10 protein-coding genes are annotated in these 15,994 nt (G+C 57.5%); 1 reads left to right on the top strand and 9 read right to left on the bottom strand.

The genetic code is table 11. The features are described 5' to 3' along the window. Positions 1-156: 156 nt before the first annotated feature. Positions 157-1,167 (bottom strand): NAD(P)-dependent alcohol dehydrogenase, encoded by a 1,011-nt coding sequence (locus tag Q1W15_RS12565; RefSeq protein ID WP_300728816.1) that lies wholly within the window; start codon positions 1,165-1,167, stop codon positions 157-159. A 184-nt stretch (positions 1,168-1,351) separates the two neighbouring features. Here Q1W15_RS12565 and Q1W15_RS12560 point away from each other — a divergent pair, with 184 nt between their 5' ends. Then, positions 1,352-2,251 carry a LysR family transcriptional regulator gene (locus tag Q1W15_RS12560; RefSeq protein ID WP_300728813.1) on the top strand — a complete coding sequence of 300 codons (900 nt, stop codon included), beginning with the start codon at positions 1,352-1,354 and terminating at the stop codon, positions 2,249-2,251. Between the two features lie 170 nt (positions 2,252-2,421). Here Q1W15_RS12560 and Q1W15_RS12555 read toward each other — a convergent pair whose 3' ends face one another. The 8 genes from Q1W15_RS12555 to bcsA are packed head-to-tail and all read right to left on the bottom strand — an operon-like array spanning position 2,422 to position 15,987. Next, positions 2,422-3,564: a cell division protein FtsQ gene (locus Q1W15_RS12555; RefSeq protein ID WP_300728725.1), complete on the bottom strand. Its 1,143-nt coding sequence runs from the start codon at positions 3,562-3,564 to the stop codon at positions 2,422-2,424. An 11-nt stretch (positions 3,565-3,575) separates the two neighbouring features. Next, positions 3,576-4,991 carry an MBOAT family protein gene (locus tag Q1W15_RS12550; protein ID WP_300728722.1) on the bottom strand — a complete coding sequence of 472 codons (1,416 nt, stop codon included), beginning with the start codon at positions 4,989-4,991 and terminating at the stop codon, positions 3,576-3,578. 15 nt (positions 4,992-5,006) lie between these two features. Further along, positions 5,007-5,657, bottom strand: a complete 651-nt coding sequence (locus Q1W15_RS12545) for an alginate O-acetyltransferase AlgF (protein WP_300728810.1) — start codon at positions 5,655-5,657, stop codon at positions 5,007-5,009. A gap of 17 nt (positions 5,658-5,674) precedes the next feature. Beyond that, a complete protein-coding gene (locus Q1W15_RS12540) occupies positions 5,675-6,343 on the bottom strand; it encodes an SGNH/GDSL hydrolase family protein (RefSeq protein WP_300728719.1) in 669 nt (222 codons plus the stop codon). Positions 6,344-6,359: 16 nt separating this feature from the next. Further along, entirely contained in the window at positions 6,360-10,277 is a 3,918-nt protein-coding gene (locus Q1W15_RS12535) for a cellulose biosynthesis protein BcsC (protein ID WP_300728716.1), read from the bottom strand. Next, positions 10,253-11,455: a cellulose synthase complex periplasmic endoglucanase BcsZ gene (bcsZ, locus tag Q1W15_RS12530; protein ID WP_300728713.1), complete on the bottom strand. Its 1,203-nt coding sequence runs from the start codon at positions 11,453-11,455 to the stop codon at positions 10,253-10,255. The genes Q1W15_RS12535 and bcsZ overlap by 25 nt, the downstream gene beginning before the upstream one ends. A 42-nt stretch (positions 11,456-11,497) precedes the next feature. Further along, positions 11,498-13,777: a cellulose biosynthesis cyclic di-GMP-binding regulatory protein BcsB gene (bcsB, locus tag Q1W15_RS12525; protein ID WP_300728710.1), complete on the bottom strand. Its 2,280-nt coding sequence runs from the start codon at positions 13,775-13,777 to the stop codon at positions 11,498-11,500. After that, positions 13,777-15,987, bottom strand: coding sequence for a UDP-forming cellulose synthase catalytic subunit (gene bcsA / locus Q1W15_RS12520; protein WP_300728807.1), 2,211 nt, complete (start codon positions 15,985-15,987; stop codon positions 13,777-13,779). Before bcsA ends, bcsB begins: the two co-directional genes overlap by 1 nt. Between the last annotated feature and the right edge of the window lie 7 nt (positions 15,988-15,994).

Here is a 15,994-nt window from a genome sequence, read left to right as displayed (position 1 = left end):
GTCAGAGAACGATGCACACACCTTCCGAACACCCAAATGAAGGGCGATGTTATCCGCCTGTTTTTAAGCCCGGTCATGGCGACACAGAGGCAGCAGCTGGTTTTGAGAGCTACCCCCTGCGCTGGCCGAGGAGTGTGCAATACACGCGGCCTGATCTTACGAGATTTTGATGACTACCTTACCAAAGGCACCTCTGGCCAAGTGTTCGTAAGCTTGGCGTGCTTGATCGAATGGGTACACGTGGTCAATGACGGGGCGAATCTTGTGCGCATTCAAGAATTCGTTCATGCGGTCAAATGAGGAGCGTGGCGCAACGGCGATGCCGCGAATCGTTGTTTGCCGGAAGATCATAGGCATCAGGTTCAGAGCAGAGGTTTGGCCAGTCAGAAAGCCGATCTGTGCGATACGTCCGCCTACCTTTGTTGCAGCAATCGATTGATTGATGCCATCACCCCCTGCCACATCCAGCAGCAGATCCACCCCCTTGCCGTCAGTGAGCTTGAGCACTTCCTCAGCCCACTCAGGGGTAGTGCGATAATTCACACCCGCAACAGCCCCCAGCTTTTTTAGAGCTTGCAGATTGTCATCACGGCTGGAGGTGACGATAACCTTGGCTCCCAAAGCCGTAGCGATTTGTGCTGCAAAAACTGACACACCCCCAGACCCCTGAACCAAAACGGTTTGGCCGGCCTCGATCTGGCCATAATCGACGAGCGCATACCACGCTGTCAGAGCAGCAATGGGAAGGGTCGCGGCCTCCTCATCTGACAGGTTGTCTGGGGCACGTACAGCGCTGTCCTCATGGATGATCATGTATTGCGCCAGACCACCCGGCAATGGCGAGCCAAAGCAGTAGTTGGGCTCATCTGGCCCAGGCATGCCGTCCAACCAGCGTGAGTAGAGGTGTGAGTTGACCCGATCTGCGACAGCGAAGCGGCTGACACCCTCACCCACTGCCACGACAGTCCCCGCCGCATCACTGACAGGAATCAGCGGCTTGGGCACCCTGTGAGGTTCATAGATGCCGTCAACGATGGCCTTGTCGCGAAAATTGAGTGACACAGCGCCTACTTTAACCAGCAGTTCGCCCGCTTGGGGCACGGGGGTTTCAGTTTCGCCCTGCACCAGATTATCCAAACCGAAATCATTCAGAAGCCACGCTTTCATTTTCCGTCTCCAGCCGTTTTTGAGGTGCAGAGAAGGACAAACGCCTCCTTTACGCTGAGTACAGTGTTGAGGTTTCGCAGCGCTAGATAAATATGCAGAATCCAACAGGATTGTTATCCTGACCAGCAACAATCATCCCGTTAACACGCTTCCCGAGAAGAGACTTATGGCGCTTCTACAGTCGATGCAGGTATTCGCCAAACTAGCGGAGTTGGGGAGCTTCACCAAAGTCGCTGAGGCAATGCAGGCCGGACGCCCGCACGTCACACGCACCATTCAGAATTTGGAAGCCTCGCTGGGTGTCCGCCTGTTCCAGCGCACGACACGTAAAGTAAAACTGACTGCTGAGGGCGAGCGGTTTTACGAGCGCGTAAAAGCAATTTTGGCAACCATCGCAGAAACCACGTCCATGTTCGACCGCAGTGGATCGACGTTGCGGGGACGGCTGCGCATTGACATTCCCACTGCATTTTCCCAACACAGCTTCATAGAAAGCCTTAGACGATTTACGGAAGCATTTCCTGAAATCGAGCTTGCATTGGGCGTGACCGACCGTACGGTAGATCTCGTCGCCGAAGGCATCGATTGCGTGTTGAGAATCGGTGACCTCCCGGATTCAAGCATGGTGGCTAGAGAAATTGGCACCGCCACCATGGTGACCTGTGCATCTCCAGGTTATCTCCAAGCCTGCGGAGCACCCAAAACCCTACAAGATCTAGCAGACCACCGATGTGTCAGCTTCCTTTCAGGGCAAAATAACAGACCACTGCCTTGGCACTTTTCGGTAGACGGCGAAGACCATCCACATACGCCTCATGGCGGTATCAACGTGAACGAGTCAAATGCATACGTTCAATGCGGTGTAGCAGGCTTCGGCATTGTTCAGGCACCGGGAATTACCGTTGAAAGATTCCTCGAAAACGGAGAATTGGTTGAAGTGCTCAGGGCATTTCGCCCAAAGCCGCGCCTGGTATCCGTGCTGTACCCCAGCAGAACGCATCTTGCACCTCAGGTGGATGCATTTGTGGATTGGTTGAAGGCGGATTTTCCAGTGCTACACCCACGCTGGTTCAAATCTCACTGACCTGTGCTCGTAAGTTGATTGGGCTCAGAGTCAGTGGATTACCGTTGGTGGCTGATAGCCTTGAGGCGTACCGCCAGACCTGGCTTGCGCCGGCCAGCCGTGCAGGCAGTGCGCTTTGCGCCCTGCCTGTTGGGGAACAGGCCTAAACGATCACAATTTCGCTGGCTGCGCTATTTCGCCCACTGAACGACTTCGCTGTAAGGCGTTTGCAGGTCGCGCTCCGGTATTTCCCAGATCAGCAATTTAGGTGGCGTTTGGGCAAAGGCCGGGTTGCTGAAGTAAGCATTGGCACCGCCCGAGAACTCACCACCGTCCTTGGCAAAGTTGCCAATCGGAGCCCCCAGCGCTTGCTCCAAAAAGCCGGCGAAGTTGGAGTTGCGAGAAAACGAGGTACCGATCAGCGCCACGTTGGGCAGGTTGCTGTCGCCAAACAGGTCATCCAGGTTATCCCCCCCCGCTTGGCTGTCGTCAGCTTTCGCCGTGATCTGGCTGGCGGCAACGTTTTCCGGTGCCGGTTGTGCGCTCAATGGCAGCCATTCCAGGCCAGCCAGGCGCACCAGATCACCCGGGCGGCGTTCAGGGTTTTGCACGGTCACCTCGAACGTCTTGCTGGGCGTGGCGCTAATGCCCATCGCTCTGACCTGCTGGGCAACGGCTTTGGCCGCCGCCGCAGCCCCGGCCTCACTCCAGTGGGTATCGGTGCGTAAAAACGCTTGGGTACCCAGCGGTTGCAACGCGGGGGCGAGGTCCAGCGCCTCCACGCCGTCTTTCTTCAGCTCATCCACCCAGGCGACAACGCGACCCTGCAACTGCGCCGGGCGGCGCATGTCGCATAACTGTTCGCTGGCAATCCGGCTCTTGTCCGGCACCACTACCACCAACAGCGAGATGCCTTGTTTGGCGAGGCGCTGCTGCACGTCACGCACGGCCGAAGCCTTGGTCTGGGCATTGTCCTGGGCATGGCGATTGACGCGCATCTCATCGGTCAAGAACAGCCAGCCCTCACACCCCGGACGCACCCTCGCCCCGGTGTCACCCAACACCAGCCAGCTAGCCCCACGTTCGAGGTCAGCTGCCGCTTCAGGCACCACTGACTGCGACAACTGCTTGGCAATTTTGTGGGTCACTTCACCATGCAAGGCTTGATCGGTCGTCAGGTCAGGCGGTAGCAATTGGACTTTGCCACTGACCAATAGCCAGACAGCCGAAGCAAAGCTCACCACCAAAAACAGCACAAACACCCCCCCGGCCAATTTGCTGATACGGGCCGTAAAGGCGTTCGGTGGTATCGGTTTTGGAGAAGAATCAGACATGGGCGCGGCCATCAGAACTGGAAGTACAGGAAGGGCACGGCTTCACGGCTCGCGATCAACGCGAACGAAAGCAGGAAGCCCGCCACCGGCCACACGGCCGCTATCGGTGCAAACAGGGGATTGGTGCCGAAGCGCTGTTCGTAACGGTTTTTGAACACCGGCGCGATCACGCACAACACGCCCAGCAACGCCGCCAACAGGTGCACCGGACGCAAGGTCACAGCCAGCGCATCACCCAAGGCAAAACCGTGCAGCCCAAACTGGCCGGCGTACATGTTCAGCGCAGAATGGAAGTCCGGCGCACGGAACAGGGTCCAGGCCATGAACACAAACAGCAGCGTCAAGGTATGCGCCAGTACCGGCGGAATACTTGGCAATGTGGAACGTGACCATAACCGGTCAACGCACAAGGCAATACCGTGTGCAGCGCCCCACAACAGGTAGTTCCAGCTGTCACCGCCATGCCACAAACCGGCAATGGCCATGGTCAGGAACAAGTTGCGGTAGGTGTTCCAGGCACCGTGGCGGTTGCCACCCAAGGCGATGTACAGGTAATCGCGCAACCAGCTGGACAACGACAGGTGCCAGCGACGCCAGAAGTCTTGAATGCTGCGGGCCAGGTACGGCTGATTGAAGTTCTCCGGGAAATGAAAGCCCAGCATCAAGCCCAGGCCGATGGCCATGGCACTGTAGCCGGCGAAGTCGAAAAACAATTGCAGCGAGTAGGCCAGGCATCCGATCCAGGCATCGACAAAGGACGGGTTGTCCAGGTGAAACGCCACATCCACCAACGGCGAGAGTGTGTCGGCCACCAGAACTTTCATGCACATGCCGATCATGAACCGGCGCGCACCCAACGAAAAGTTTTGCCAGTCGAAGTACCGCTGCACCAGCTCGCGGCGCACCCAGTCATAACGAATGATCGGCCCGGCAATCGAGTGACCGAACATCGAGATGTAGGTGGCGTAATTAATGAAACTGCGCTCAACCGGCACCGTGTGGCGGTGCACATCCACCAGGTAGGAGATGGCCTGCAGCACAATAAACGACAGGCCCGCCGGCAAGGCCACACGCTGCCATTCCAGCGGCATGGCCCCCGGGTACGTGATGTACTCCATCCAGGTCGCCGCCATGATGTTGGCGTACTTGTACCAGCACAGCACCGCCGTGTTGAACACGATCAAGGCGATCAACAGCCGCACCCGGCCCTTGGAGTCTTCCCGCGAACGGTCTATCGCCAGCCCGCCCACCCAGGCCACGATGGTCAATGCCACGTGCAATGCCAGGAACATGGGGTTGAGCCAGCCATAGAACAGCCAACTGCCAATCAACAACGTAACGTTACGCCAGGCCGGCTTGCCCAGCGCATAAATCAGCATGAAGGCGGGCAGGAAAAGCGTCAGGAACTCGAGTGAGGCGAAAACCATCTCGGCGGCATCCGATCAGTGGGACAGCGTGTCCGTAGCGTTCAAAAGACGCGGCCCATTGGCCGAAGGCAACACCATGACGCTATAGCGTTCACCGGCCTTGAGTTCACCCAGATCCAGAGCGTCACCCACATTGGCGTTCGCACACACCAGTTGCACCGACAGGTTCACCGGGTTAATGGAGCGACGCTGCAGGCCCTCGGCGGGAACCGACTTGAACAGATCTGCCGTGCGACCGGCAGGCCGCAGGCTGGCATCGGCACACGACGCGTCGACGTTGATGAACGCCAGCGACGCCTTGAGGCCGTTGAAATCGTCCGGCGTTTCGCGCACGGTCACCGCCTTGAGACCCGCGGCGTCCGGCACGGCGAACACCGTGACAAACTCACCGGGCTGGATGTTCAGATCAATCGCCGATTGTTGCTCGCCGATGACCAGCGAGCCTTTGACCGGTTTGCTGGAGTCCACGGGAAACAACAACGACACCGGCTGCGCTGTTTCCAGACGCAAAGGCTTTTGCCCGGGTTGAGCAATCACGTCCAGCGACGCGGTGCTGGCATTGACGAAGCGAATAAACGCCGAGTCTTTACTGGGGCCTGTGGGGTACAGAGCGAACTCAGCCGCCATCAGCGTGGTGCTAGCCCCCATCGCTGCAACGGCGGCCATCACCGGGAATAAACGAATCACTGTTTTGCCCCTTTGTTGCTGACCGCATCGGCGGGCAACTTGCCGAGGGCATCACCGATTGCATTGGCCCAGGACTTATAGCCTGCAACCGTGAAATGCTGGCCGTCTGTGGTGACCCACTGGCCCGGCTTGGAGAACTGCAAAGAATCAATGTAAGTACACGGCGCGACGTTGGAGGCCAGGAAAGCCGACATCAACTTGGTCCGTGCATCGTTCTTTTTGTATTGGCCGCCCTCTTTACCCCATGCCGGCCCAACCCAAGCGCACTTGGCCCCGTTGGCGGTAATCTCTTTTACCAGGCTGGACACGTTCTGCCATGCCCACGCCTTCGGAAAAGCCGGGCTGTCATAGGAAGCCATGGTATCGCCAATCACCAACACCACCAGGTCAGGCTTGTCAGCAGCAATCAGATCTTTAATAGGGGTTGTTGTGGCGTCACGCCCCTTGATAACGATCTTGCCATTGCCTTTTTCCTCGGCGCCGCAATCCACTTTTTTGGTGACCAACCAATCCCCGGCACTGGCACCGCAAGCACCGATCGAGTGCACTTTGGCACCTTGCTGGGTCAAGTTAGCGTGCAGCGGCTCCATTAAATGATCCGCCAAACTCATATGGCTTTCTCCAAGCACCAGAAGGGTCATACCAGCAAGAACAGAAGAAGGCATTTAAGACTCCAGAATATTAGTTGGAATAAGGGGAACGGTAAGGGCTAACCGGCAGTTCCATTGCACCATTCATGTCTTCAAACATGTAGCGCAGGTACAGGGCGCCTGTGTATTGCTTATAGTCTTGCGCGTTGTCCAGCCCCAGGTTGCCCCCCAGGAAAAAGTTCGAACCGAACTTGTATTCCCCGGCAGCACTCAGGCTGTAGCCGACACCGGTCTTGTTCTGACCGGCATAGCGTTTGCCGCTCGCGGCTTGCAATTCTTTGTCATTCGGAAAGTAGTCCGTGGCATCTTGTTCAAAGTGCTGAATACCCACCGAACCCTTGAGCTGGTAAGTCAAGCGGTCTCTACGTTGAGACCAGGTGACCGGCGCACCAAGGGCAAAATAGTTTTGCGGGCTGAAATAACCGCCATGCCCGTAGGTAAAGAGGTTCTGGTTGTTATCAAAGCTCAAACTGGTAGCGCTCAAGCCAAGCGTCAACTGGGTGTCTTCTTCGTTCTGCAGGTACCAGTACACGCCGCCGCCCAATTCAGCACGGCTGTTGGATTCCACATTGTGACCTACCAACTTGTGCCACGAGCCATAACCGTAAGCACCAACTTCCTGGTCATCGTAGCTCAACTGCCCGCGGCCGCCATTGGCGGTGACGCCACCCCACGTTTGCCCTGTCCGGTCATCCGTGGTGCCCGCAAACGACGTCACGCTGTCGACAACCGGGCGCCGCGACACATTGACGCCATAACGCACATTGGAGTTGCTCTCCAGCGGACGGTCCACACTGACACCACCGGCCACGGTGCTGTATTTGAAGCCCAATGGTGTGGTGCCTATATCGGCCTTGAGACCTTCATCCGGGCGGGCAAAGCCCACACTTACGCCCACACCTTTGGCACTTTGTGAACCGGCACCTTCGGGCGATTCACCACCACCGCCAAATCGTTCAGCGCCATAGGTCCCTACACTGCCCGCAGTCAGGGAAACAGGCGTCACACGAACCGAATACCGGTTGTCCCCAACCGGAATATTCACCTCAAGCGGTGTCTCAACGTCGGTTAGCTTGCTCAGGCCAGGCTCACTGTCGTTGCTGCGGATCGTCACCCCTTGGGTCACGTAACCGCTGCGCTCCTGCAAGATATTGTCCAGCGCGCGCTGGGCAGAGCTGACTTGCTCAACCGCCACGTTAACCGTACCTGAGGGTGCAAACGGGTTAGCCGTATCACCGCCCAGGCGTACGGCAGGAACAACGCCCGCGCGCGTCGGGATCCGGTTGCTCGCAACCGGGTCCGAATACAGGTTAGCCGGTAACGGCACCGTGTTAGCAGATCGAATCGGGGCTGAATCCAGCACGTCTTGCGCAGGCATTGGAATAGCATCCAGCGTTGCTTGGGAACGCCGAGGCGTTATACCCGCAAAGGGGTTCCCTGAGGTATTTCGTGCAGACGCCTGGGCTGCCAGGCTGCGCTTTTGTTCGCTCTGCTCTATGCCAACCGCTTTTTGAAGCAGCTCAGTCGCCTTACTGCTTTTACCCATGCTGCGATAGATTCGAGCAGCTTGTTCCAACGATTGCGGCTCGAAATTCTGCAGTTTTTCGTACTGAGCCAGCGCGCGTTCGGCATAGCCATTGTCATGCGCCAGAAGAGCGGCGTCGGCCGCATTGAGGAGCATGTGCGGGTCGTTGGGCTGACGCTGGAGCAAAGGCTTATACAACTCAAAGGCCTTGGCATTGTCGCCGCTGCTGGCGTACATCCGCGCCAGGGCTGAAGCAGCACCTGGGTCACCGGGACGCGAAGCCAGTGCCGGCGCCAGCGTATCGTAAGCCCCGGCCAAGTCTCCCCCTTCGCGCAACAAATCAGCCTGGCGAATTCGATACTGATAGAGCAAGTCATCGTAACGCTTGCGCGTGGCAACACTCATGCGCTGATTTTGCAAACCACGCAGGATGGAATTGACCTGAGCATCGTTGCCGGTCTTCAACAGCAGATTGGCATATTGCAACATCAGATCGGCTGACGGTGTCGGCGTCTGGTTAATCACGTCACGCATCATGGTCAGCGCACGCTCGGAATCGCCAGCATCTACATAAGCAGAAGCCAAAGTGGCCATGCGATCCGGGCTTCTCGTGGCCATCGGTTGCAAACGGTCCAGCAGCGCGAGCGCCTCTTGCCGCTGGCCTTGGCGCGCCATGGTGGCGGCAGTTTTTATTTGCACTGCCAGAGTGATCTGGTCAGCCAGATCGCTCATGTCAGCCGTTCGTTTGCCGACCGGAATGCGATTGATGGCCACCTGTGCGGCATCCCACTGTTCCATTTCGACCGACAGCAGAGCGCTGGTGTAAAGCGCATCGACGTCGGTCGGGTGCGCCTTGAGGTAACTGTCAATCAGATCGCGGGCCTTCTGAGGCTCCCCGGTCTTGAGGTAGAGCCTTGCCAGATCAAAACGGGTCCAGACGTTATCGGGATCATCTTTGATCGCTTGCATCAATGCTTGCTGAGCGCCACGGGTATCACCACGCTGCTCGGCAATCTTTGCCGTTTGGGTAGAACGCAAGGCACGCAAACGCCCCCCACCCCCGACTTCGGCCTGCTGGGCTGGCGTCAGCGTATCAAGCAGGCGCAAGGCTTCATCGCCCTGGCCCGACTGCGAAAGCACATTGACCAGGCCTTGCACGGCCTGGGCATTCCCACGCTGCACCGCCAACACCTGGCGGTAATTGGACTGCGCCGCTTCGAGCTGCCCGCTCTGTGCCTGCACATCCGCCAGTGCCAAGCGCGCCTCTACCCCTTTGGGGTTCAGACGCATCGCCTGCGCAATGCTTTGCTGAGCTTTGGCGGGCTGAGTCTTGGCCTCATTGCGCGCCTGCTGTAACAATGCCCAATAGCGCACATTGTCGAGCGCCGGCTTCCATCGCGAGCCACCGTTGGCAATGGCTCGATTAAGCAACTGCTCAGACTCTGACAGACGATTCTGCTGCTGGCGAACCACGCCAAGACCACCCAACGCATCCGGGTCGTTCGGTTTACTTTTCAAGCGCGCAGAAAACGCTTGCTCTGCGCCCGCCTGGTCGTTCTTTTCAAGGGCTTGCAAACCACGCGCAACCAGCGGGTCAGGCTGCCAGGCAACCGGACGACTCGCTGTAGCCGATTGCGACTTGCCCTTGTTCAATAAATCACGGATCTCCTTGTCATCAGGGTGAGCCTTGAGAAACTGTTCAAAAAGAGGAACCTGAGCGGCATTGGGGGGCCCCGACCAGATCAATGCCAGACGCCAGCTTTCATCGGCATCACCGCCAATGTCTACTCGGGTAGAAAGCTTGGCTAACGCGCGAATGCCGTCCGGACGACTGTCTTCATGACGCGCGAGGTGCTTGGCATAGAAAAGAGCCAAAATCGGCTCATCGGGCGTCTGGCTCAGCAAACGCTCAAATCCTTTGCGCGCTTCTGGCCAACCTGCCGGGTTGAACGCCAGGTTGGTGTAATACTCGCGCCCAATCGTGCCTTCCGGTGTGCGCCCGGCAAAAAGCTTTCGAAACGATTCTGTCGCCTGATCGCGCTGATCACTGTCCGCAAAGCGGCGCGCCTCGGCGAGCAGTGCAATATTCTTCGGATCGGTAAGCGCAATATCCTGCTCAAGCTGCGCCGCCAACCAAGGCCGAGGTGACAACGCCTGCAAACGTGCAAGGTACTGTTTCGCCTGCTCGGGCTTGTTCATTTTCAGAGAAGCCAGACCCATGCCATACAAGGCATCCACTTGGTTGGCATCCAGACGCAGGACTTTCTGCCACGCTTCAGCAGCGCGCTGAGCATCTGACCGCGCTTGCCAATATTGGCCCTGCTCAATCAAAACCTTTTGCACATCACTGTTTGCAGCATGGGCTGTTGCGCCAATAACGGCAGTCATAATCCCGATAACTAGCGAGTTGCGGCGCGAACGCATGATGTCTCCCAAGACAATTTAAGTGTTCCATCATCATTGAACTGATAGCGTTGCTCTGCCCAACCAAGCGCGAACAGACTCAGCATCGTGTTGTAATACAAAGGCTCGCTGCTTTGTCCTTCACCGTTAAGCAGGGCGGCATTGAGCGCCCCTTCCACTCGGCGCTGCTGAATATCCGCTAACCAGGGCTGGCCCTTGGCGGCAAAGTACGGGATCAATGCCGCAGAAAAACCAAAAGGTCCCTGCCCCTTTAGCTCTCCATTGGAAGTCTGAATATTTTCCGGGGGAAAACCTGTCGATCCGGTACCCGGGGACATGCCCTTGAGGCTGGGCAGCAACTGCCCTGCCAGAGGATCAGACTTGGGCGTCATGCCCGCCCACAGGTAAACCCGGATTGCGTCATAGCTGCCCAGATCGCCCTTGATCGGATCTACCACAAACAAGCCTTTGTCCGGCGCAGTCGCACGGTAGCCCACCCAATCGGCGACATAGCCTTCAGGACTGGTGGCCTTAACCATTTTAACGGTGTTGACGGCCACTTCTTTCCACGGCCCCTTGGGATCCTCTTTAGCCAACCGACGCAACAACGGAAGCGGCAAATAACTGGGATTCAACCGCCAAAGGTGATCAGGCTGAACGAAGCCTTCAGGGCCGGGCAACACCATTTTCCCTAGCCCGGGGAGGTTCACAATCAATTTGGATTCAATGTTGTTCAGCAAGCGCAAAGCATCTTCGCGGTAATCCGGACGCTGCCACACCCTGGCGGCTTCGAGCAGCGCATAGGCAAACCACAAGTCGGCATCGGAGGCTGAGTTAGCATCTTGCAACTGCCACTTTTCATCCTTGCCCTGCCCCCATAGCCAACCCGGTAACCGGGTACCTACGTCAGCGCCGGAGAGGTTGGCAGCGGTCCACTTCCACAGCGACTCAAACCGCTTGGGGTCATTGGCCACCAACGCAAACAGCATTCCATAGGACTGCCCTTCGGAAGTGCTGTGATTGGCTTCGACACTGGACTCCAGCATACGGCCATCATCCTGCACAAAACGGGCTGCATAGGCCTGCCACAATGGCCAGTCAGCGCTCTTGCAGGCGGGGTCGCCGGCCAGTGCAGGCGTAAAGCTGACAGCCGCAAGCAGCCCCCCCAACCACGACAACGCCACGTGTCGGCCACGCAAAAGCGCACAAATAGCAGAGTTAGAATTAGCCCACATAGCAGATCAGTCACCTAACCGTTTATTAGCCCGTGCACGCAGTGCCAGGTACGCCAAACCACTGAGTAACACCACGCCCAGGCCCGTCAGGATCAAGACCAGCATCACATTGCGAGACATAAACCATTGCAGGTATTTGATTGTGCCCAGGCTACCGACGTAGTAATCCTCATCGGCCACCAACGGCTCGATGGCCTTACCACGCACAACCACCAGGCTGCCTTGAATCGACTGGGTGTAATCTTCCCCGCCAATCAGGGCATTGGTCGCATCGACCAACCCCTCAGGCCCACCCCCTGCGATCACCACGACACTGCGCCCGCTTTTGAGCGGCGACTCGAAGCCGGTCAAGTAAGTGCTGCGCGCACCGCCGGAGAAGGCCATCGCCAGCTTGGTTCTGCGCAAGTTGGCTTCCGGGTCAGGGCTGAACCAGTCACGAACACGCATGGGCAAGTCGGACAAATGGAATTTCTGCTGGCCATTAGCATCGTACGCAGGCAGGCGGTCAGCCCACAGCGACAACAATGGCTGATTGGGCCCCGAAGCAAAAACCAACAGGTCTTTGTCCGCTACGCTCGCCACATTGCCCGCTTCGATGACTCGCACACCGACCGCCGGGTAACCGGTGGACTGGCCAAAACGGCCCAAGACGGTCAGGAAAGCATTCAGATCCGCTGCACCGGGATGATCGGGAAGCACCACAGCGGTTTCAGACAGGTCAGCCATACGCGTAAAGGGGAAACCGGCGTCTTTGAACACGCCCAGATTTGGCATGGCCATGAAGTGATCGTAGCCCGTCAGGTCGAGCGTCGACTCCGGGTCGATGGCACCGCGCATGTTATCGATGATGATATCGCGGCACTCACCTTGCTTGATGTAATCAAACATATAACGCAACTGCAGCCGTGATTGCAGCGCCACGGAATTGAGCGGCAGGCGCACGTTGGCTTCACGATCAAGATTGCCATTATTGGACTTCAACGCATTGAGTACGCTGCTGTCGAGCTTGTCTTCAGAGGGCAAGCTCTGCGACTGAATCAGCGCGTCATTGAAACTAATAATGAACGACGAGTTGTTGGATTGCTCTTGCGGCGTATAGCGATACTTGAGGTCCAGCGGAGCCCCTTCATCACGCCAGGTGAATAGGTCTGGCGGGAGGTTCAGCGGTACCACAATGTCACCCGGGTTGTACCCGGACACGTTGAACTGCTGCTCTGGCAGTAACTCGCCCAACTTGACCTTGCGATCAGTCGGCAACCAGTTCGGCGCGTCGTAAGGCTTGCGTGGCTGCACAACGGCGAGACTATCAATCACCACGCTGTTACCCGACAACGCCTGGCTGCCCAGAACCAATGCAGTGGCTGCGCGCTTGACCTCGGCACTGTCACGACCGGTGATGACCAGCAACTTGCCGTTAGGGTCATTAGGGTTGGTCATAATATTCACGGTCGGCCCCTTGGCCGCCGGCAAACTTACGCCGTCCAGTTGCAAATCCCCCGGGCCGCTGAGCAACACAACCGCATTACCGCTGGCCGGAATCTGGTTGAACATCGACGTAAACCGGGCACCGCGATAACTGGCCAGCGCACCAAACCAGGAAGACACCGCACCCGCTGCTTCCAGCGTGGTGCTGTCCGGGGAGGCGGCAAATACAAAGGGAAGGCTCAGTGGTCGTGCATCGCGGCGATCAAAAAACGGCAATGGCAAGATCGACAGGTCATTGGCCAGCGCCAACGGAGACACATCAATATTCAAGTGTGTGCCATTGCTGATCTTGGCCCACAAGCTCGTGTGCTGCGGGTCTTCACAACTCATCGTGTAGTGCCCGATGAACTGCAGGCTCAAGCGGTTGAACTCAGTGATCAAGTGCGCAGGAATGTCAATTGTCGTCTGCTGTTGCTGCCCGGCCTTGTCTTTGGGTAACGGCAAGCTGGCAGCGACTTCATCGTTGATCAGTACGTTGATCTGCGACAGATCCGCCAGCAACGAAGGTGAATAGGCGTACTGCAGGTTCAGCTTGGCTCCCGTGACAATGGAGTCGGCACGCACGTTGAAATTGACACTGTCAGTAGAGTCAATACCGCGCAAGGTCATGGGGTAATTACGCCCCAACTCTTTGAGCGTCACCGAGTAGCTACTCCCGGGGTTGGTCGGGGTATCAGCGGGTGCGGGCGCAGTCTCGGCGTATGCTGTGCCGCCACTCAACGCCAGCCAGGCCCATGTGAGGCCTGCCAGTGCACGACGCGGGTCGCGCAGATTACTGAAAGCGAAAGACTTTGAATTCATCATTTGTCCATTACGTTTTCTGGAGTGGAGGGTATGGCACGACGACGCTGAAGGGCATTACGGACCTCCATGATCGTGGCTACATAGAGCGCGCAAATGCCTCGCCACCCAATACGGGTAACAGCGCGCAAGGCCGTCATCGGTGTATCGACCTGCCCATGCCCCCACGTTGAAGCCCAAGTATCGGCACGCGAAAAGGTCAGACGGATCAGCTCGCTTTGTTGGCGCAAGCTCAGAGGATCAAATTGCAAGCCGAGCAATGACCCACGGCTAAACATGATACTGGCCGGGAAGTTGCTCGGATGATCGTCACGAAACAGTGATAACTGAACATGTGCCCCTTGAGGCAAGGTGACACCTTCCGGCAAACGCAAGCCCACGCCTTTTTGGGAGAAGTCTTGCGTGACACAACTAATCACGCTGCCATCGGGAAGGGTTAATTGCGCTGGCAACTCGGCAGCTACCCGCGGCTCTGAACGTACTTGACGAGTTTCACTGGCTACCGCCACAGCGGCACTGGTGATGATCAGGTTGTAGACGGTCCATACCAGGTTGATCAGCAACGTAGTGACGGCACCCTCTTCGCCGAGAGCAAGCTGCACGAAGCCGAAAATCATCCCCGCAGCGTTAAGCGCCAGCAACACGATATAAGGGCGTGCAAGCTTCCAGTCGAAGAAGGTTTGATCGATGATCCCGCCCTTGTCGGTTACGTTGAAACCACCGAACTTGGGGTTGACCAGCGCCATCAAGACCGGGCCCATGATGTACCAGGCCAATACCGTCTCGTAGACCTCGTTCCAGAACGAGTGACGGTAACGCCCCTGGATCGCAGAGTTGGTCAAGCTGGCATGAAAGATGTGCGGCAACGCATAGGCCGTAATCATCAAGCCGGTGGCATGGAAAATTTGCGCACCGAAGAACAGGTACGCCAGCGGCGCGGTCAAGAACACCAGGCGCGGTAAACCATAGAAAAAGTGCAGCATGGCGTTGAGATAGCACAGCCGTTGACCAAGCTTTAAGCCCTTGCCGAACAACGGGTTATCAGTACGGAAAATTTGCGCCATGCCTCGGGCCCAGCGAATCCGCTGGCTGATGTGACGCGAGAGGCTTTCCGTCGCCAGACCGGCCGCCTGTGGAATCGCCAAATACGCCGTGTTGTAACCCGCGCGGTTGAGTTTTAGCGCGGTGTGGGCGTCTTCGGTTACGGTTTCTACCGCTACCCCGCCGACTTCCAGCAACGGATCGCGACGCAGCACGGCGCACGAACCACAGAAGAAGGTGGCATTCCACAGGTCGTTGCCGTCTTGTACCAGGCCGTAGAACAACTCGCCTTCGTTGGGTACAGACCGGAACGTATCCAGGTTCTTCTCGAACGGATCCGGAGAAAAGAAAAAGTGCGGCGTTTGCAACATCGCAAGCTTGGGGTCTTTCAGAAACCAGCCGATGCTGATTTGCAAAAACGACCGCGTGGGTACGTGGTCAGCGTCAAAAAACGCGACGTACTCACCGCTCGTGACTTTAAGGGCCTCGTTGAGGTTGCCTGCCTTCGCATGGCGGTTGTTGTCACGCGTGATGTAATTGACGCCTATCTGCTCGCAGAACAGGCGGAAGTCTTCTCGACGGCCGTCGTCGAGTACGTGAACACGCAATTTGTCTTTGGGCCAGTCGATGGCCTGGGCCGCAAAAATGGTCACTTTTACGATATCGAGCGCTTCGTTGTAAGACGGAATAAACACGTCCACCACGGGCCACTCGCTGGGCGGCCCCTTGAGCAGCACGGGCTTGCGGCGCAGCGGCCAGGCCGTCTGCAGGTACCCGAACACCAGCACTGCCAAAGCATACAGCTCAGCCAGCACCAGGCCGTAACCGAACACCATGTCCACCCAGTGCTCAAACCCAAGGGTCGATGTCAGACGCCAGTACATGTAGCGCAACGATGCAGTCAGCGATAAGCCAATCAGAACCAACACCGTGAGCCGGCCGGGAATTCGGCGCAGAATCAACGCCGTGGCAAAACAGCCCGCTGCAAAAATGCACTGTGCGTACAAGTCGAACGGCGCAATGATGATGAGCACACCCACGACCACACAGAGCAGGGTCGTAACGGCGAACAAAGCGTACCGTGCGGGGGCGGGCCAACGCGCAAGGTAATCAGAAACGGACTGGGCCCAATGCTGGGAGCGGGTTTGCGTTACGTCTGGGGCGTCTATCTTTGTA

Source organism: Pseudomonas sp. (assembly GCF_030150285.1).
Taxonomy (GTDB): Bacteria; Pseudomonadota; Gammaproteobacteria; order Pseudomonadales; family Pseudomonadaceae; genus Aquipseudomonas.
The sequence above is the reverse complement of the archived record's forward strand: the minus strand, read 5'-3'. Positions and strand labels throughout refer to the sequence as shown.